Below are 17,630 nucleotides of genomic sequence, written 5' to 3'. Positions count from 1 at the left end.
TTTTTACCCCCCCCGGGCCCCGCCCCCCCGCCCCGGGGGGGGGGCGGGTCCATCCGGGGGGGGCCCCGCCCCCCGCCCGGGGGGCCGGGCCCGCCCCCCCCCGGCCGGGGCGACTGCGACGGCGGTGCCGCTCAGCGGATCTCGGAGATCTCCGGACCGCGCTGGAGCTGGCCCATGCCGCCGGAGAAGCGGGAGTTCTCCTGCTCCTCCTGCTGCACGCCGTCCGGCACCATCTGCGCGTCGTTCGGCAGCTTGAGGACGATCGGGTCGCGCGGGGCCATCGGCCCGTCACCGCGGACGACGACGGTGTCCCGGACGATCTGCTCCAGGAGGCCGGCCGCCTCGGGCTGGACCGCGCCCTGCCCGGAGATCACTCCGCGCAGGAACCAGCGGGGCCCGTCGACACCGACGAAACGCACCAGCTGGACACCGCGGTTGCCGTCCGGCAGCTGTACGGGGACCTGCGCGCGCAGTTCCCAGCCCAGCGGGCCCTCGACCTCGTCGATGACACCGCCCTGCTGGACGATGCCGGTGGCGATCTCGTCGCGGACCTCGCCCCAGATGCCCTCGTTCTTGGGCGCGGCGAACGCCTGCAGCTGCACGGCGCTGTCGCGCAGGACGACGGTGGCCGCGACGATCGCGTCGCCCGCCACCTCCACCCGCAGCTCCATGCCCTCGACTCCGGGCACGAAGACACCGCCCAGGTCCACCCGGCCCTCCTCGGGCCTGGTGACCTCGGAGATGTCCCAGGGACCGTCGGGCCGGGGCGCCGGCGGAAGGTTCATCCGGCGGGGGGCCGCGCCGTCCGCGTCCTCGCCGTCCACCGCGTCGACGACCTGCTCGGCCTCGCCCGCCGCGTCCTCTGCGGCACCGCTCTTCTTGCGACGTCCGAACACGTCACTGTCCTTCCCGGTCGGATACGACCGAAGCGTATCGATTCCCACCCGATGTGCCGCCCACGGCGGCGTGACCGCCGGTGGACCCGAAGCCCCCCTCGGCCCGCGCCGAGCCGGGAAGCTCCGCCACCTCGTGGAAGCGCACCTTCTCGACCTGTTGGACGACAAGTTGGGCGATCCGGTCGAATCGTTCGAACCGCACGCTCTCGCGCGGATCGAGATTGACCACGATCACCTTGATCTCTCCACGGTACCCGGCATCCACCGTCCCCGGGGCATTCACGAGCGCCACTCCGCAGCGGGCCGCGAGTCCGGAGCGCGGGTGCACGAAGGCCGCGTACCCGTCCGGGAGGGCGATGGAGATGCCGGTGGGCAGCACGGCGCGCTCACCGGGGGCCAGTACGGCGGCCTCGGTGGTCACGAGGTCCGCCCCGGCGTCGCCGGGGTGCTCGTAGGCCGGGAGCGGCACGTCGGGGTCGACCCGCCGGATCAGTACGTCGACAGGGTTGCGCATCAGGGGTTCACCTCGAAGGCGCGGGTGCGCCGGACCTGGTCGGGGTCGGACATGGCCGCCTGGATCTCCTCCGGGCGGCCGTTGTCGATGAAGTGGTCGACCTTGACCTCGACGAAGAGGGCGTCGGCGCGGACGGCGACGGGGCCCTCGGGCCCGCCGAGCCGGCCGACGGCGGTCGAGAAGATCTTGCGGCCGTGCACGGCGGTGACGGCGGCCTCCAGGTGGAGCACGGTGCCCACCGGGACGGGCCGGGCGAAGTCCGTCTCGAGTCGCCCGGTCACGGCGATGACCCGCAGCAGCCAGTTCAGGGAGCCGAGGGTCTCGTCGAGCGCGGTGGCGAGCACGCCGCCGTGCGCGAGGCCGGGGGCGCCCTGGTGGTCGGGGGTCACCGTGAACTCGGCGGTGACGGTCACGCCCTCGCCCGCGCGTGCCTCCAGGTGGAGGCCGTGGGGCTGCCCGCCGCCGCACCCGAAGCAGTACGCGTAGTGCGAACCGAGCAGCTCGCCGGGGGCCGGCGCGTCGGGGTGGCGTACCGGCGGTATGGCGTCGGCCGGCGGGGTGAGGGCGGCAGATGTTGCAGTCACAGCCGCAGACCTTACCCGCGCGGGTGGGCGCCGGTCGCGCCGTGGCAGGCTTGGACGCATGCAGCCTTCCGTGCCGTCCCCGGCCCCCTCCCCCGCGCTCCCCGCCGCGCCGCGCTTCGACGAGCGGCTGACGGCGCCCCGTTCGTGGTGGGTCATCGTGGTCCTGCTCGGTCTCTCCGGCGGCCTGGTCATGTTCCCGCTGGGTACGGTGCCGATGCTGGGCGGCCTGATCGTGGCGGCGGTGCTCGCCGGGGTGGCGGTCTCCTCGTACGGCTCCGCCCGGATCCGGGTGGTGGCCGGTTCGCTGGTGGCGGGCGAGGCGCGGATCCCGGTCCCGGCCCTCGGGACGGCCGAGGTGCTCGACGCGGAGGAGGCGCGCGCCTGGCGCACGTTCAAGGCCGACCCGCGCGCGTTCATGCTGATGCGCAGCTACGTGCCGCGGGCGGTACGGGTCGAGGTGACGGACCCGGCGGACCCGACGCCGTACGTGTACCTGTCCAGCCGCGAGCCGGAGGCGCTGGTGGCGGCGCTCGACGCCGAACGCGCGGGCGCCGGGAACTGACGGCCGGCGGCGAGGACGGCCCGGTCCGCACGACGGGCCCTTGGCGCGCCCGGCCTCCGGGCGCGCCTCAGAAGCCCAGTTCCTTCGGGTTCTCGGGCTGTTCCAGCGGGGGCAGTTCCCCGAGGCTGTCCCAGGGGACCTGACGGCGGCGCAGGTCCTTGCGGACGTGCTCGGCGAGCTTCTTGGTGTCGCGGCGGTTCATGACCGCGCCGACGGCAGCGCCCACCATGAAGGGCGTGAGCATCGGCAGGTTGCGCACCATGCGTTTCATGATCTGCTGGCGCAGCTCGCGCTTGAGCTGTCCGCCGAGCGCCGCGTTGACCGTGGTGGGCTTGGTGGGGTCGATGCCCCGCTCCTCGGCCCAGGAGGTCAGGTAGGCCGCCGAACGCTGGCCGATCCGGCCGGGGGGCCGCAGCCCGTAGACCTCGTGCAGTTCGGCGATGAGTTTGAGTTCCACGGCGGCGACGCCGGTGATCTCCGCCGCGAGTTCCGCCGGCATGGCCGGGGGTACGGGGAGCATGGCGGCGGCTCCGACGCCGGCGCCCACGGTCGAGCTCGCGTTGGCCGCGCCGGCGACGAGTTTGTCGGCGAGCGCCTCGGGGCCGAGTCCGGGGAACTGCTTGCGGAGGGTCGCCAGATCGCGGACGGGGATCCGCGGGGCGAGGTCGATCAACCGGTCGGCGAGGTGGCCGAGACCCGCCTTGGCGCTGTCTCCGCCGCGCTTGACGCCCTGAGCGACGCCGCGGCGGACGGCGTCGATCCGGTCGGAATCGATCTTGATCTTGTCGAGCTGGGCCCGCGCGGGATTGGCGAGCCGCCGGACGGCGCCGAAGCGTCCGTCCTGCCGCGCCGTCTCGACCTGCGCGTCGCCCTCTCCCGCCTCCACCGGCAGGCGCGCCGGGTCCGGCTCGGTGACCGCCTCGAGCGAGGCCGGGAGGCCTCGCTCGTCGTCACGTGCGCCGGGGGAGGGCAGGGAGGCGGAGGGACCGGCTTCAGGGGCCTCCTGGGCACCCTCTGCCGGGCCTGGATCGCCCTTGTGCGCCCACGGGCTCCCGGGGAGCCTCGGACGCCGCTTCCTGGACGGTGTGTCGCCTGCCACGGCCGAGCGTTCTCAGTCGCAGTCGCGGCAGATCGGCTGGCCGTTCTTCTCCCTGGCCAGCTGGCTGCGGTGGTGCACGAGGAAGCAACTCATGCAGGTGAACTCATCGGCCTGCTTGGGCAGGACCCGGACGGCCAGTTCCTCGTTCGAGAGGTCGGCGCCGGGAAGCTCCAGGCCTTCGGCCGCCTCGAACTCGTCGACGTCGACGGTCGAGGTCGACTTGTCGTTCCGGCGGGCCTTCAGTTCCTCAAGGCTGTCCGAATCGACGTCGTCATCGGTCTTGCGTGGGGTGTCGTAATCCGTTGCCATGTCGCTCTCCCCCTCTGGGTGGTTGCGGTGTCTCCAGCGCACGTAACGCGTGAGAGGTCGGACTTGTGCCCGACCTGAGGCGGAGATTTTGCCTCACATCAAGGTCTGTTACTCAATCGACACCCGTCCCGTCCTCTCGCGAGTGATCGGCTTCGGGTGGCGAACCGGACCGTACACGGTCCTCCGGGCCTCCCTCACAGGCGCCACCCCGTGTACTTCCCGTCATTCCGGGGCCCGGAAACCCGGACTTTTCCTGGTTTTCCGAGGGAATTCCCGGTCACGGAGAGTGGAGGACCCGACGCCCCGCCCTGTGATCGATCACACAGGAGCGTCTCAGGATCAGGGCTTCGGAATTCCGCGCAAAGCGAACGGAACCGGTCGGCTTGTGCAGTCTGTCAGATCGGCAGAGTGACGCGCATCACGAGACCACCGCCCTCGCGGGGCTCCGCGATGATACGGCCGCCGTGGGCCCGGGCCACGGACCGGGCGATCGACAGGCCGAGACCGACCCCCTTGTCGCTGCCGGTCCGCTCCTGCCTGAGCCGCCGGAACGGCTCGAAGAGGTTGTCGATCTCGTACGCGGGGACCACGGGGCCCGTGTTCGAGACGACCAGGACCGCCTGACCGTGATCCACCTCGGTGGTGACCTCCACCCAGCCGCCCTCCGGAACGTTGTACCGGACGGCGTTCTGCAGCAGGTTCAGCGCGATCCGCTCCAGGAGCACGCCGTTGCCCTGGACGACCGCCGGAGCGCGCTCGCCCCGGATCTCGACGCCCTTGGCCACCGCTTCGGCGTGTGTCTGGTCGACCGCCCGGGAGGCGACCTCGGCGAGGTCGACGGGTTTGCGCTCGATGATCTGGTTGTCGCTCCGGGCGAGCAGCAGCAGGCCCTCCACGAGCTGCTCGCTGCGCTCGTTCGTGGCGAGCAGGGTCTTGCCCAGCTGCTGGAGCGCCAGTGGCGCCTCGGGATCCGAGATGTGGATCTCCAGGAGCGTGCGGTTGATCGCGAGCGGGGTCCGCAGCTCGTGCGAGGCGTTCGCGACGAACCGCTGCTGGGCGGTGAAGGCGCGCTCCAGGCGCTCCAGCATCTCGTCGAAGGTGTCGGCGAGCTCCTTGAGCTCGTCGTCCGGGCCGTCCAGCTCGATCCGCCGGGACAGGTCGGAACCGGCCACCTGGCGGGCGGTGCGGGTGATCCGGCCGAGCGGGGAGAGCACCCGTCCCGCCATGGCGTAGCCGAAGGCGAAGGCGATGATGCTCAGGCCGAGCAGGGCGAAGAGCGAGCGGCGCAGGAGGTCGTCCAGGGCCCGGTCGCTCTGGTGCCGGAGACAGACCGAGACGGCCTCGTTGAACTGCTCTCCGGTGCCCGTGTCGGGCAGGACGCACCAGGAGGTGGTGGGCTGCACCTCGCCCTTGACGATCTTGAAGGGCAGCTGGGCCGCACTGTCGGTGAGCGCCTGCGCGGTGAAGAGGTAGATGATCGAGAGCAGCAGGATGCCCGCGATCAGGAACATCCCGCCGTACAGCAGCGTGAGGCGTATCCGGATGGTGGGGCGCAGCAGGGGGCGGACCGGGTCCCTGGGGTCCCAGGTCGGTTTCGGGGGCGCCTGGGGGTGGGGCGCCGATGTCGGGGCCATCGACTAGATCCGGTACCCGGAGCCGGGGACGGTGACGATGACCGGCGGTTCGCCGAGCTTGCGGCGCAGGGTCATCACGGTGACGCGTACGACGTTGGTGAACGGGTCGGTGTTCTCGTCCCAGGCCTTCTCCAGGAGCTGCTCGGCCGAGACGACCGCGCCCTCGCTGCGCATGAGGACCTCGAGGACGGCGAACTCCTTCGGCGCGAGCTGGACCTCCTTGCCCTCGCGGAACACCTCGCGGCGGTTGGGGTCGAGCTTGATGCCGGCGCGCTCCAGGACGGGCGGGAGGGGCACGCTCGTGCGGCGGCCGAGAGCCCGCACGCGCGCGGTGAGCTCGGTGAAGGCGAAGGGCTTGGGGAGGTAGTCGTCCGCACCGAGCTCCAGGCCCTCGACACGGTCGCTGACGTCGCCGGACGCGGTGAGCATCAGGACGCGGGTGGGCATGCCCAGCTCCACGATCTTGCGGCAGACGTCGTCGCCGTGGACGAGGGGCAGGTCACGGTCGAGGACGACGACGTCGTAGTCATTGACTCCGACGCGCTCCAGGGCGGCGGCGCCGTCGTACACGACGTCGACGGCCATGGCCTCCCGGCGCAGTCCGGTGGCCACCGCATCGGCGAGCAGCTGCTCGTCCTCGACGACGAGTACGCGCACGTCGTACATCCTTCCCGTTGAGCCGCGGTCCGGAGGGGAACGGCTGAAAGCTGAGCACTGAGCTGAGCACTGACTGTGCGCGTCCATCCTGCCCCGTACGCGCGTAAACCGGCTGTAAGACGGCGGTGCGGGGCCAGGGGGCGGGCGGGGGCCCGGAGCGGGGGCGCGCGGCCGGGGTCCAAGAATTCACCGGATTCACGGGCCAGTTGAGGTTTCTGTGAGGAAAGCGCTGGGGAGGACGTCTGCACACCCCGTGATCACGCCCTGTATGTGGCGCGCCACCTACCGCTCTCCGTCTCCAGGAGACCGCAGTGCGTGATCCACCCACCCTCGGCACACCCCCGTGCCACCGGACCCATGACGAGGGGGCGCATGATGGACGCTTTCACCGCAGGCCTGCTGCACCGCATCAGGACCACGCAGACGGACCTGACGCGAGCTCGTGAGACGGGCGACGACTACCTGGCGGAGGTCGAGCAGGCGGAGCTGGAGGACCTGCACCGGCTGGCCGCCGAGCACGGCGTGCAGGTCGCCGTGCCGGGCGTCTGACCCGTCCCCGACCCGCCTGATCCGTCGAGGACCCGCCCGACCCCGTAAGAGACCCGCCCGACCGCACGACCCGCACGACCCCGTGAGGAACGACCCGCCCGGCTCCGCAGGACCGGGCCCGACCGCACGACCCGCGCACGAGCAGGGCCCCGGCGCCGTCCCGGCACCGGGGCCCTCGCGCGTCCCTGGACGGCCCGCTAGTCGTGCCAGGCGCCCAGGTCCTCCAGGAGGTCCTGGATCGGCCGGAAGAGGCCGGGAGAGGCCGCCAGGGTCAGCTCGCCGGACTCCGGCTCCCCCGGCCGTCCTCCGGTCAGCGCGCCCGCCTCGCGGGCGATCAGGGCGCCCGCCGCGAGGTCCCAGGGGTTGAGGCCGCGCTCGTAGTAGGCGTCGAGGCGGCCGGCGGCGACGTCGCAGAGGTCGATGGCGGCCGAGCCGCCGCGGCGGATGTCACGCACACGCGGGATCACGCGCTGGGCGACGTCCGCCTGGTGGGCACGCCGGGACCGCACGTACCCGAAGCCCGTACCGAGGAGGGCCTCGTCGAGGGCGGGCGAGGGGCGGACGGCGAGGCGCCGGTCCCCCGCGTACGCGCCGCCACCGAGGACCGCGCGGTACGTCTCGCCGCGCATCGGGGCGTCGACGACGCCGACGACGGTCTCGCCGTCCCGTTCCGCGGCGATCGAGACCGCCCAGGTGGGCAGGCCGTAGAGGTAGTTCACGGTGCCGTCGAGCGGGTCGATGATCCAGCGGATCCCGCTGGTGCCGGGGCTGGAAGCGCCTTCCTCGCCCAGGAAGCCGTCCTGCGGGCGGTGCTCGGCGAGGAAGCCGGTGATGAGCTTCTCGGCGGCGATGTCCATCTCGGTGACCACGTCGATGGAGCTCGACTTGGTCATCGCCACGGCCAGGTCGTCCGGCCTGCCGTCGCGCAGCAGCGCTCCGGCCCGGTGGGCGGCCCGCAGGGCGAGGTCGAGCAGCTCGGCGAGCAGAGGGTCGGTCGCCTCTGTCGTGTCGGTCGTGTCGGTCGTGTCGGTCGTGTCGGTCAACGGGGGCTCCTCAGGCGTACGGGCTGTCGGCTCCGGCCGCGGCCGGCCGCTCCGCCCTGGCGGGACAGCAGCCGATCGGGCACAGGTCGTGGGAGGGTCCGAGCGCGCCCAGGGCGCACCGTTCGACCCGGGTGCCGCGCTCGTGCGCGGCCCGCTCCAGGAGAAGTTCGCGGACGGCGGCGGCGAAGCGCGGATCGGCGCCGACGGTCGCCGAGCGGCGGACGGGCAGGCCGAGCTCGGCCGCCTTGGCCGTGGCCTCGGTGTCGAGGTCGTAGAGGACCTCCATGTGGTCCGAGACGAAGCCGATCGGGACCATGACGACGGCGGGCGCCCCCGCGCCGTGCAGCGACTCCAGGTGGTCGCAGATGTCCGGCTCGAGCCACGGGATGTGCGGGGCGCCGCTGCGGGACTGGTAGACGAGCTCCCAGGAGTGGTCGACACCGGTCGCCTCGCGGACCGCGTCGGCGATCAGGCGTGCCACGTCGAGGTGCTGCCGGACGTAGGCCCCGCCCTCGCCGTGCTCGGTGACCGGTCCCGAGGTGTCGGCGGCGGAGTCGGGGATGGAGTGGGTGGTGAAGGCGAGGTGGGCCCCGTCCCGTACGGCCGGGTCCAGTTCGGCGAGGGAGGCGAGGACGCCCTCGATCATGGGCTCGACGAAGCCGGGGTGGTTGAAGTAGTGCCGGAGCTTGTCGATCCGGGGCAGGGGGAGCCCCTCCGCCTCCAGGGTGGCGAGCGCGTCGGCGAGGTTCTCGCGGTACTGGCGGCAGCCGGAGTACGAGGCGTACGCGCTGGTGGTGAGGACGGCGATGTGGCGCCGGCCGTCGGTGATCATCTCGCGGAGGGTGTCGGTGAGGTACGGCGCCCAGTTCCGGTTTCCCCAGTGGACCGGGAGGTCGAGGCCGGCCTCCGCGAAGTCCGTCCGCAGCGCGTCGAGGAGCGCGCGGTTCTGGTCGTTGATCGGGGAGACGCCGCCGAAGAGGAAGTAGTGCTGCCCCACCTCCTTGAGCCGTTCCTTCGGGATGCCGCGGCCGCGGGTCACGTTCTCCAGGAACGGGACCACGTCGTCCGGGCCCTCGGGGCCGCCGAACGAGAGCAGCAGCAGGGCGTCGTACGGGGCGGGATCGTGCTGATCGGACATGGCACCGATCCTCCCACCCGCTCCTGTCGGCGGCGGGTGCGCCCTGTCCGTGACCGGTGGTCCGGCGGTGCTTGTCCGGAAGTCGGCGCTTGTCCGGAAGAAGGGGGATGACCAATCGAGTTCAACACCGTAGGCTTTAGGAGTTAATTACACGTGTTGACCAAGGACGCCTCTTGCCCAGTCCCTACCGCGCGATCTTCCACGCGCCCGGCACCGCGTCGTTCTCGGTCGCCGGATTCTTCGGCCGGATGCCCCTGTCCATGATGGGCATCGGCATCGTGACCATGATCTCGCAGGTCACCGGCAGGTACGGGCTCGCCGGCGCGCTCTCGGCGACGCTCGCGATGTCCGCCGCCGTCCTCGGCCCCCTGGTCTCGCGCCTGGTCGACCGGCACGGGCAGCGCAGGGTGCTCCGCCCGGTGACCCTGGTCTCGCTCGTGGCGGCCGCCGGGCTCCTCCTCTGCGTGCAGCAGCAGGCCCCGGACTGGACGCTCTTCGTCTTCACGGCGGTGATCGGCTGCGTGCCCAGCGTCGGCGCCATGACCCGGGCCCGCTGGGCGGAGATCTACCGGGGCGAGGAGCGGCGCCTGCACACGGCGTACTCCTGGGAGTCGATCGTCGACGAGGTGTGCTTCATCTTCGGCCCGATCATCTCCATCGGCCTGTCGACGGCCTGGTTCCCCGAGGCCGGTCCGCTGTTCGCCGGGGTGTTCCTGGCGGTCGGCGTCTTCTGGCTGACCTCGCAGCGCGCCACCGAGCCGGTCCCCCATCCGCAGCAGCGGGGCGACCGGGGCGTCTCGGCGCTCCGCTCCCCCGGTCTCCAGGTCCTCGCCCTCGCCTTCGTCGCCACCGGCGCCATCTTCGGCTCGGTGGACGTGGTGACCGTGGCCTTCGCCGAGGAGCAGGGGCACAAGGCCGCCGCCAGTCTGGTGCTCGCCGTCTACGCGCTGGGCTCCTGTCTGGCCGGCGCCGTGTTCGGCCTGCTGCACATCAAGGGAGAGCCGTCCCGCCGCTGGCTCCTGGGCATCTGTGCGATGGCCGTGAGTATGATCCCCCTCCTACTGGCCGGGAACCTGCCGTTGCTGGCCGTGGCGCTCTTTGTCGCGGGCCTGTCCATCGCACCGACGATGGTGACCACCATGGCCCTCGTCGAAGCGCACGTACCGCGCACCAAGCTGACCGAGGGCATGACCTGGACGGGTACAGGGCTCGCGATCGGCGTGGCGCTCGGCTCTTCGGCCGCCGGCTGGGTGGTCGACGCGTCGGGGGCCGAGGCGGGGTACGTGGTGCCCGTGGTCTCGGGCGCGCTCGCGGTCGCGGTGGGTCTCCTCGGACACCGCCGGCTCCGCAGGCCGGCGCCGAACCGGGAGGGGCAGCGTGAGCGGGACGACAGCAGCGGGATCGGGGAGCGCGAGGACGGCGGGCAGCCCGTGGCGTAACTGGGCGGGGAACGTCACCTCCCGCCCCGCTCGGGAGGTGAGTCCGGCCTCCGCCGAGGAGCTCGCCGAGGCGGTGCGCCGGGCGGCCGAGGACGGGCTGCGGGTGAAGACGGTCGGCACCGGCCACTCCTTCACCTCGATCGCGGCCACCGACGGCGTCCTCGTCCGGCCGGGCCTGCTGACCGGGATCCGGCGGATCGACCGCGAGGCGATGACCGTCACGGTCGAGTCGGGCACCCCGCTCAAGCGGCTCAACGTGGCGCTGGCCCGGGAGGGCCTGTCGCTCACGAACATGGGCGACATCATGGAGCAGACAGTCGCGGGGGCCGTCTCCACCGGGACGCACGGCACGGGCCGCGAGTCGGCGTCGGTCGCCGCGCAGATCCGCGAGCTGGAGCTCGTGACGGCCTCGGGCGATCTCCTCACCTGCTCGGAGAAGGAGAACCCCGAGGTCTTCGCGGCGGCCAGGATCGGGCTCGGCGCGCTCGGCGTGATCACGGCGATCACCTTCGCGGTGGAGCCGGTCTTCCTGCTCACCGCGCGCGAGGAGCCGATGACCTTCGACCGGGTCACCTCGGATTTCGACGCGCTGCACGCGGAGAACGAGCACTTCGAGTTCTACTGGTTCCCCCACACGGACAACTGCAACACCAAGCGCAACAACCGCAGCGCGGGCCCCGCCGCTCCCCCCGGCCGGATCAGCGGCTGGATCGACGACGAGCTCCTCTCCAACGGGCTCTTCCAGGTGGCCTGCTCACTGGGCCGCGCCGTGCCCCCCGCCGTCCCGTCGATCGCCAGGATCTCCAGCCGGGCCCTGTCGGCCCGTACGTACACCGACATCCCGTACAAGGTCTTCACCTCGCCGCGCCGGGTCCGCTTCCTGGAGATGGAGTACGCGCTTCCGCGCGAGGCGGCGGTCACGGCGCTGCGCGAGCTCAAGGCGATGGTCGAGCGCTCGCCGCTCAAGGTGAGCTTCCCGGTGGAGGTGCGGACGGCTCCGGCGGACGACATCACGCTGTCCACGGCCTCGGGGCGGGAGACCGCGTACATCGCCGTCCACCTCTACCGGGGGACGCCCCACCGCGCGTACTTCACGGCGGTGGAGCGCATCATGACGGCGCACGGGGGCCGGCCCCACTGGGGCAAGCTCCACACGCGCGACGCCGCGTACTTCTCCGAGGTCTACCCGCGCTTCGCCGAGTTCACGGCGCTCCGCGACCGCCTCGACCCGGACCGGCTGTTCGCCAACGACCATCTGCGGCGGGTGCTGGGCGACTGACGGTCACTCGGTTCCTCCGGTGCCCTCCGTCGCTCCGGTCCCGGGCGCCTCCGGCGCCGGGGTCTCCGTCCGCCCGGTCTCCGTCGTCGGCTCCTGGGTGGGGGTGGCCGGCTCCGTCGTCGGGTCTGTCGTCGGGTCCGCCGTCGGCTCCGACGGGGTGGGTGTCGGTTCGCCTCCGGTGGAGCCGGAGGGGGTCGGCTCCGGCGAGGGGGTCGCGGTGCCGTTCCGCCCGGTGTCCGGCCCGCCCGGGGCCGGGGTGCCGTCCGTCGAGGGGCTGCCGGCGCCGTCCCCGGGGCGCCCGGTGTCCTCGGCGGATCCGGAACCGGCGGGCGCGGGTTCCCCGTCCCGGTCCGGCGCCCGCTGCCCGGTGTCGCCGCCGCTGACGACGGAGCCGAAGGTGGTGGCCCCCCGCGTACCGCTGAAGTCCTGTCCGGAGACGAGCTCGTAGGTGGTGATGCCGCCCATCGTGACGCCGAAGACCAGGGCGGCGGCGACGGCCGGACGCTTCCAGCCCCGGACCCGGGTGCCGTGGGTGGTCGCCTCGCCGAACTCCTCGTCGTGCGGGAGGGGCGCCGGGACCGTCCCGAGCATCAGGGTGCGGTCGTCCCGGACCCCGGCCGCGACCGGCACCTGACGGGCCCTCGGCTTGGCGGCGGCGGTCACGTCCCGCACCTGCTCGCCGGTGCGCCGGAAGAGGTGCTGGAAGAGCGGGCCGCCGCAGGTCGCGATGACGCTGATCACACCGGCGCCGACGATCGTGCCGTACACGCCGAGGGTGGAGGCGAGTTTGGCGGCGATGACCGCGGCCAGCGCGCTGCCCGAGACCTGAGCCACGCTCAGGTCGATCCTTCTCCTGCCACCCTCCTTCCCCTCCGGTTCCTCCGTGTCGGTTTCCGGCCTGTGACGCATCGCCAACCCCTGACGGCTCTTCTGTTCGTCTTGCACCCAGAAGGGACATATGGGCGAAGCGAATAGTTCCGTTTCTGCCGTTTCTGTGAAGAGCGACACGTACGGGGGAAGATCGCGGACACTCAACTCCCGTACCGCCCGAGAAGTTGGGCGGCGCGCCGGTCCACCCAGGTGGCCCGAATGGAGTACATTGACGAACCCTGGGTCCGGACGCCTTCACGGGTGCCCGGGATCAAGGGGAGGGGGCCGGACACGGCGCTCGAACCGGCGGCGCCGCGGCGACGCACGGGAACCGACTGCGGAGGGTGACCGCCTGTCACTCCGAGTAGCGAACAGGTAACCGTGTCATAACGGCGTTCCAGGGTCCACGCCCGACACGCCGGGCAACTCGGCAAGGTAGTGGCAGGCTGCACCCGGGCAGGCCACACTCGACTAGCGGAAGCAGCGACGCACGTGACGTCGGCAGGCACCACCCGGGAGGTCCCCATGCCCGAACTGCGTGTCGTGGCCGTCTCAAACGACGGCACACGACTGGTGCTGAAGGCTGCTGACAGCACGGAGTACACACTTCCGATCGACGAGCGGCTCCGCGCCGCCGTGCGCAACGACCGCGCGCGCCTCGGCCAGATCGAGATCGAGGTGGAGAGCCACCTCCGCCCCCGCGACATCCAGGCGCGGATACGAGCCGGTGCCTCCGCCGAGGAGGTCGCCCAGCTCGCCGGCATCCCCGTCGACCGCGTGCGCCGCTTCGAGGGCCCCGTGCTCGCCGAGCGCGCCTTCATGGCGGAGCGGGCCCGCAAGACCCCGGTCCGCAGGCCCGGCGAGAACAGCGGCCCCCAGCTCGGCGAGACGGTGCAGGAGCGGCTGCTGCTGCGCGGCGCCGAGAAGGACACCGTGCAGTGGGACTCCTGGCGGCGCGACGACGGCACCTGGGAGGTGCTGCTCGTCTACCGGGTCGCGGGCGAGGTCCACACGGCCAGCTGGACGTACGACCCGCCCCGGCGGCTCGTCCAAGCCGTGGACGACGAGGCACGTGCCCTGATCGGCGAGACCGACGACACGATCGCCGCCGCGCCGGAACCGAGCTTCCCCTTCGTGCCGCGCATCGCCCGACTGCCCCGGGACAGGCCCCTCGACCGGGCCCTCGACCGCCAGATCGACCGGTCGGACCGCCAGCTGGACCGGGCGCCCGCACCCGTCGAGCCGGAGGACGAGCGCGACTCGCTGACCAGCCTCCTCGAGGCCGTGCCGAGCTTCCGCGGCGACATGGTCGTGCCCGAGCAGCCGGACTCGGAGCCCTCGGAAGAGGTCGAGGTGGAGGAGCCGCCGGCCCCGGCCGCCTCGGCGGGCGCGGGTTCCGCGTACGCCGACGTCCTGATGCCGCGCGCGGTCTCGGGTCACCGCGATCGGCTCACCGGCACCACGGACCGCCAGGCCGAGGCGGACGGCGTCCGTCCGGGCCGCCGGGCGGCCGTGCCCAGCTGGGACGAGATCGTCTTCGGCACGCGGAGGAAGAAGCAGGACTGACGGCGGAGCCGTGACTCCGGCTGTAGCTGTAGCTGTAGCTGTAGCTGTACGGGAACGGGGCCCGCGCCTGATCGGTGCGGGCCCCGTTCGTTTCCGCTACTGCGGCTCGGGGCCCGTGGCCACCGGGCGGCTGGGGTCGGCGGACCACTCCGACCAGGAGCCCGCGTAGAGGGCCGCCCGGATACCGGCGATCTCCAGAGCCAGGACCTCGTGGGCGCCGGAGACACCGGAGCCGCAGTAGACCGCGACCGGGGTCTCCTCCGCCGCGCCCAGGGCGGCGAAACGGTCCCTCAGGACGTCGGCGTCCAGGAAACGCCCCTCCGCGTCGACGTTCTCGGTCGTCGGGGCCGAGACCGCGCCCGGGATGTGGCCGCCCACCCGGTCGATCGGCTCCACGTCCCCGCGGTAGCGCTCGGCCGCCCGCGCGTCCAGGAGCAGACCCGAACGGGCGAGCGCCGCCGCGCCGTCGGCGTCGAGCAGGCCGAGCGCGCCCGGCTCCGGCCGGAAGTCGCCGGGCTCCGGCACGGGGACCTTCTCCGTGAGCTCCCCCGGCCAGGCCGCGAGGCCACCGTCCAGGACCCGTACGTCCGGGTGCCCCGCCCAGCGGAGCAGCCACCAGGCGCGGGCCGCGGCCCAGCCGAGGCCTCCGTCGTAGACGACGACCGGCGTGTCCGCCGAGACGCCCGCCCGGCGCATCGCGGCCCCGAAGACCTCCTGGTCGGGCAGCGGGTGCCGTCCGCCGTCGCCGGCCGGGCCCGCCAGTTCCGTGTCCAGGTCGACGTAGACCGCGCCGGGGAGGTGCCCGGCCTCGTACGCGGGCCGGCCGGGCGGGCCGCCCAGCGTCCAGCGGACGTCCAGAAGGACCGGCGGCCGGGCCCCGGCCGACTCGCTCAGAAGTTCGCTTGCGGAGATGATGGGCTTCATGGGTGCCATCCTCGCGCAGCCACACGGCCGCGGAGGGCCGACCCGGCGTCCTTCCCGCGTCAGCACCGCAGGATCACGTCACTCGTTGGTGGGGCCGGTGCGCGCCGGGGCCCCGTCGGTGTCACCATCGGACAGGGGCACGGGCACGACGACGGTCCGAGGAGAGAGTCACGATGACCGAGGCGACTCGGCGCACACCCGGCACACCTTGTTGGGTGAGCCTGATGGTGCACGGGCTTGACGCCACGCTGGAGTTCTACAACGCGCTCTTCGACTGGGACTTCGTGCCCGGTCCGCAGCAGCTCGGGCCGTACGTGCGCGCGCTGCTCGACGGCAAGGAGGTCGCGGGCATCGGTCGGCTGCCGCCCGACCGGCACCTGCGGATCGCCTGGACCCCCTATCTGGCCACCGCCGACGCCGACGAGACCGCCGAGAGCATCCGCGGCTGCGGCGGCACCGTGGCGGTGGGCCCGCTGGACGCGGGCGAGGCCGGGCGTCTCGCGATCTGCTCCGACCCGACGGGCGCGGTCTTCGGCGTCTGGCAGGCGGAGGCGCACCACGGCACGGCGGCGGCCGGTCCGCCCGGGACCCCGGTCTGGAACGAGCTGCTCACCTACGAGACGTCGGTCGGCAAGTTCTACCGGTCGGTCTTCGGCTACGAGGTGGAGCCGGTCGTGTCCGCCGACCGGGACTACGCGACGCTCCACGTGGACGGGCTCCCGGTGGCCTCCCTGCACGGCGTGGGCGACGCGCTGCCCCGGGACCGCGGCCCGCACTGGATGACGTACTTCGAGGTCGCCGACACGGACGCGGCCGCGCGGCTCGTCGTGGAGCTCGGCGGTCGGGTGCTGCGCCCGCCGCGCGAGGGCACGGCGGGGCGGCTCGCCCAGGTGGCGGACCCTGAGGGCGCGGTCTTCACCCTGGTCAGGTCCGCCACCGCCCGGTGACACGGGAGGGGCTGAGGGCCCTCCGGTGACCCGGGAGAGGCTTGAGGCCCCCGCGGTGACACGGAGGGGCCGAGAGGACCACGGGCCGGCCCGGAGACGCCGGGAGAGCCACGCGGGCGGCTCCGGCGCGGCCACGACACGGCCGCGCCGGGACCGTACGGCGCGTGCTCAGCCCCGCCGGGACCGTACGAGGCCCCGGCCGAACCGGAAGGACGTGCCGCCCGGCGCCGGTGCCGGGGCCTCCGTCCCGCCCGGGAGGCCGAGCCGGGTCAGCCGTTCGGCGGTGAAGTGGTGCGCGATGCCGGGGTCGGCGTGGTGCGCGGCCAGGAAGTCCGCGGCCTCCTCCCGCATCCCCGGGTGGCTCTTGTGCCGCATGCAGTAGCCGACGGCGCGGACCAGCGGCGTGAGCGAGTCCGGGGCTGGCCCGGGGACCGCGGGCTCCCCGTCCCCCTCCAGGTCCGCGACCAGGTGGTCGACGACGGTGAGCGGGACGCGGTTGCTGTTCTCGAAGGGGGTGAGCCGTTCGAGTACCTCGACCGTGCCCACGCGCGCGATGGGGACGCCGTAGTAGACGGCGGCGGTGAACATCGCCGTGGAGAAGCAGCCGACGACGAGCCGGAGCGCGCACCGTTCGTAGAAGGTCTCGGCGAGCAGGGGGCCGTCGAGGACGGTGAGCCGTACGCCGGACCGTTCCGCCTCCTCGTGGAGGGCCCGCGAGTAGCCGGCGGGCGCGCTCGGGTGCGGCTTGAAGACGACCGAGCGGTGCCCGGCCTCCACCGCCCCGCGCAGCATCCTCAGGTGGAGCTCCTCTTCCTCCTCCGCGGTGAGCAGGGAGAGCGCGGCGAGGTACTGGCCGAGGAGGAGCGCCGTGGGCTCGGCGGCCACCGCCCGCGCGACGTCCGGGTCGTCGGCGGCCTCCTCGGCGATCTCGGCGAGGACCGCGCGGAAGGCGTCGTCGGGGACGAGCTCCGGCTCGACGCCGTACTCGCTCAGGAGGAGGGGGCGCAGGCCCGGCACCAGGTCGAGGTGGAGGACCCGCCGGACGCGGCAGGCGATCGACTGCGCGAGGTCGTTGCGGGTCGGGCCGTAGCTCATGAGGCCGTCCGCGTAGACGTGGAGGCTGCTCTCGGGAAAGGTGCCGGCCAGTGCCTTGGCGGGGTTGACCTGGATGGACTCGACGATCAGCTCCACCGGGGCGGTGCCCAGGTCCCACGCCGTGCGCAGCACGCGCTGCCAGAGCGGTGCCTCCTCGGGGCGGGGGGCCCAGGCGGCGGGGTGGTACGGGTGGATCGTCTCGTTCCAGTCGAGGGTGCCGTCGAAGCGGGCGGCGATGCGCTCGTACCCGGTCATGGTCTCCAGGCGCAGCGCCGTCTCCGGGATCTCGGCGTTGCGCGAGATCAGCAGGAGTCGGCGGGCGTCCTCGCGGGGGCCGAACTGTCCGGCGTCGAGGGACGCGGCGAGGGTGGCCGCGCCGTACAGGGTGGAGACCTGGAAGATCTGGACGGGGCGGGGGTCGGCCGCCGCGCCGGGGACGGTGTCCGGGTCCCGGGTCGGGACGGGAGCCGTGTCCGGGGCCTTCCGGGGCGCCGTGTCGGGGGCCGTGGCCTTCTCGGGTGCCAT

The 17,630-nt window shown here is 73.0% G+C and carries 18 protein-coding genes; 6 read left to right on the top strand and 12 right to left on the bottom strand.

Annotated features, from left to right (window positions below; all coding sequences use genetic code 11):
* Positions 1–131: 131 nt before the first annotated feature.
* Genes ACFWUY_RS31900 through ACFWUY_RS31890 form a run of 3 tightly spaced genes read right to left on the bottom strand, consistent with a single transcriptional unit; the run spans position 132 to position 1,994 of the window.
* Positions 132–896, bottom strand: a complete 765-nt coding sequence (locus ACFWUY_RS31900; RefSeq protein ID WP_384117947.1) for a DUF3710 domain-containing protein — start codon at positions 894–896, stop codon at positions 132–134.
* Between the two features lies 1 nt (position 897).
* Positions 898–1,410 (bottom strand): dUTP diphosphatase, encoded by a 513-nt coding sequence (gene dut / locus ACFWUY_RS31895; protein WP_384117940.1) that lies wholly within the window; start codon positions 1,408–1,410, stop codon positions 898–900.
* Positions 1,410–1,994: a PaaI family thioesterase gene (locus ACFWUY_RS31890; protein WP_384117935.1), complete on the bottom strand. Its 585-nt coding sequence runs from the start codon at positions 1,992–1,994 to the stop codon at positions 1,410–1,412. Before ACFWUY_RS31890 ends, dut begins: the two co-directional genes overlap by 1 nt.
* Before the next feature lie 58 nt (positions 1,995–2,052).
* Between ACFWUY_RS31890 and ACFWUY_RS31885 the strand changes: the two genes are divergently transcribed.
* Positions 2,053–2,556 (top strand): DUF3093 domain-containing protein, encoded by a 504-nt coding sequence (locus tag ACFWUY_RS31885; protein WP_384117931.1) that lies wholly within the window; start codon positions 2,053–2,055, stop codon positions 2,554–2,556.
* A 67-nt stretch (positions 2,557–2,623) separates the two neighbouring features.
* Here the strand turns inward: ACFWUY_RS31885 and ACFWUY_RS31880 are convergent, their stop codons facing one another.
* The 4 genes from ACFWUY_RS31880 to ACFWUY_RS31865 all read right to left on the bottom strand — a co-directional run bounded on the left by ACFWUY_RS31880 (position 2,624) and on the right by ACFWUY_RS31865 (position 6,255).
* Entirely contained in the window at positions 2,624–3,655 is a 1,032-nt protein-coding gene (locus ACFWUY_RS31880; protein ID WP_384117923.1) for a hypothetical protein, read from the bottom strand.
* 12 nt (positions 3,656–3,667) lie between these two features.
* Positions 3,668–3,964 (bottom strand): DUF4193 domain-containing protein, encoded by a 297-nt coding sequence (locus ACFWUY_RS31875; RefSeq protein WP_003955561.1) that lies wholly within the window; start codon positions 3,962–3,964, stop codon positions 3,668–3,670.
* A gap of 395 nt (positions 3,965–4,359) precedes the next feature.
* Entirely contained in the window at positions 4,360–5,598 is a 1,239-nt protein-coding gene (locus ACFWUY_RS31870) for a sensor histidine kinase (protein WP_384117916.1), read from the bottom strand.
* Positions 5,599–5,601: 3 nt separating this feature from the next.
* Entirely contained in the window at positions 5,602–6,255 is a 654-nt protein-coding gene (locus ACFWUY_RS31865) for a response regulator transcription factor (RefSeq protein ID WP_030146958.1), read from the bottom strand.
* Between the two features lie 372 nt (positions 6,256–6,627).
* Here ACFWUY_RS31865 and ACFWUY_RS31860 point away from each other — a divergent pair, with 372 nt between their 5' ends.
* On the top strand, positions 6,628–6,804 hold the full coding sequence (locus ACFWUY_RS31860; protein ID WP_384117957.1) for a hypothetical protein: 177 nt from the start codon (positions 6,628–6,630) through the stop codon (positions 6,802–6,804).
* A gap of 197 nt (positions 6,805–7,001) precedes the next feature.
* On the opposite strand, the gene ACFWUY_RS31855 is transcribed toward ACFWUY_RS31860, so the two are convergent.
* Both ACFWUY_RS31855 and ACFWUY_RS31850 read right to left on the bottom strand, forming a co-directional pair.
* A complete protein-coding gene (locus tag ACFWUY_RS31855; RefSeq protein WP_384117910.1) occupies positions 7,002–7,847 on the bottom strand; it encodes an inositol monophosphatase family protein in 846 nt (281 codons plus the stop codon).
* A gap of 10 nt (positions 7,848–7,857) precedes the next feature.
* Complete coding sequence (locus tag ACFWUY_RS31850) at positions 7,858–8,985, bottom strand: ferrochelatase (protein ID WP_384117905.1); 1,128 nt, start codon at positions 8,983–8,985, stop codon at positions 7,858–7,860.
* 173 nt (positions 8,986–9,158) lie between these two features.
* Between ACFWUY_RS31850 and ACFWUY_RS31845 the strand changes: the two genes are divergently transcribed.
* Both ACFWUY_RS31845 and ACFWUY_RS31840 read left to right on the top strand, forming a co-directional pair.
* A complete protein-coding gene (locus tag ACFWUY_RS31845; RefSeq protein WP_384117902.1) occupies positions 9,159–10,424 on the top strand; it encodes an MFS transporter in 1,266 nt (421 codons plus the stop codon).
* Entirely contained in the window at positions 10,363–11,703 is a 1,341-nt protein-coding gene (locus ACFWUY_RS31840) for a D-arabinono-1,4-lactone oxidase (protein WP_384117899.1), read from the top strand. Before ACFWUY_RS31845 ends, ACFWUY_RS31840 begins: the two co-directional genes overlap by 62 nt.
* A gap of 3 nt (positions 11,704–11,706) precedes the next feature.
* On the opposite strand, the gene ACFWUY_RS31835 is transcribed toward ACFWUY_RS31840, so the two are convergent.
* Positions 11,707–12,537 (bottom strand): hypothetical protein, encoded by an 831-nt coding sequence (locus ACFWUY_RS31835; protein ID WP_384117896.1) that lies wholly within the window; start codon positions 12,535–12,537, stop codon positions 11,707–11,709.
* Positions 12,538–13,098: 561 nt separating this feature from the next.
* Here ACFWUY_RS31835 and sepH point away from each other — a divergent pair.
* Entirely contained in the window at positions 13,099–14,139 is a 1,041-nt protein-coding gene (gene sepH / locus ACFWUY_RS31830; RefSeq protein WP_384117893.1) for a septation protein SepH, read from the top strand.
* Between the two features lie 96 nt (positions 14,140–14,235).
* Here the strand turns inward: sepH and ACFWUY_RS31825 are convergent, their stop codons facing one another.
* On the bottom strand, positions 14,236–15,063 hold the full coding sequence (locus ACFWUY_RS31825) for a sulfurtransferase (RefSeq protein ID WP_384117890.1): 828 nt from the start codon (positions 15,061–15,063) through the stop codon (positions 14,236–14,238).
* 173 nt (positions 15,064–15,236) lie between these two features.
* Between ACFWUY_RS31825 and ACFWUY_RS31820 the strand changes: the two genes are divergently transcribed.
* Positions 15,237–16,010 (top strand): VOC family protein, encoded by a 774-nt coding sequence (locus tag ACFWUY_RS31820; RefSeq protein WP_384117883.1) that lies wholly within the window; start codon positions 15,237–15,239, stop codon positions 16,008–16,010.
* 168 nt (positions 16,011–16,178) lie between these two features.
* On the opposite strand, the gene ACFWUY_RS31815 is transcribed toward ACFWUY_RS31820, so the two are convergent.
* On the bottom strand, positions 16,179–17,630 hold the full coding sequence (locus ACFWUY_RS31815; RefSeq protein ID WP_384117876.1) for a polysialyltransferase family glycosyltransferase: 1,452 nt from the start codon (positions 17,628–17,630) through the stop codon (positions 16,179–16,181).

The organism is Streptomyces sp. NPDC058664 (assembly GCF_042716635.1).
GTDB lineage: Bacteria > Actinomycetota > Actinomycetes > Streptomycetales > Streptomycetaceae > Streptomyces.
This window is presented reverse-complemented; position numbering and strand designations above follow the sequence as displayed.

Excerpts from the sequence above, each read along its gene's own strand:
- ACFWUY_RS31885 (WP_384117931.1), top strand. The coding sequence starts at position 2,053 with ATGCAGCCTTCCGTGCCGTCCCCGGCCCCCTCCCCCGCGCTCCCCGCC.
- dut (WP_384117940.1), bottom strand. The coding sequence starts at position 1,410 with ATGCGCAACCCTGTCGACGTACTGATCCGGCGGGTCGACCCCGACGTG.
- ACFWUY_RS31815 (WP_384117876.1), bottom strand. The coding sequence starts at position 17,630 with ATGGCACCCGAGAAGGCCACGGCCCCCGACACGGCGCCCCGGAAGGCC.
- ACFWUY_RS31850 (WP_384117905.1), bottom strand. The coding sequence starts at position 8,985 with ATGTCCGATCAGCACGATCCCGCCCCGTACGACGCCCTGCTGCTGCTC.
- ACFWUY_RS31875 (WP_003955561.1), bottom strand. The coding sequence starts at position 3,964 with ATGGCAACGGATTACGACACCCCACGCAAGACCGATGACGACGTCGAT.
- ACFWUY_RS31870 (WP_384117916.1), bottom strand. The coding sequence starts at position 5,598 with ATGGCCCCGACATCGGCGCCCCACCCCCAGGCGCCCCCGAAACCGACC.
- ACFWUY_RS31820 (WP_384117883.1), top strand. The coding sequence starts at position 15,237 with ATGACCGAGGCGACTCGGCGCACACCCGGCACACCTTGTTGGGTGAGC.
- ACFWUY_RS31860 (WP_384117957.1), top strand. The coding sequence starts at position 6,628 with ATGATGGACGCTTTCACCGCAGGCCTGCTGCACCGCATCAGGACCACG.
- ACFWUY_RS31825 (WP_384117890.1), bottom strand. The coding sequence starts at position 15,063 with ATGAAGCCCATCATCTCCGCAAGCGAACTTCTGAGCGAGTCGGCCGGG.
- sepH (WP_384117893.1), top strand. The coding sequence starts at position 13,099 with ATGCCCGAACTGCGTGTCGTGGCCGTCTCAAACGACGGCACACGACTG.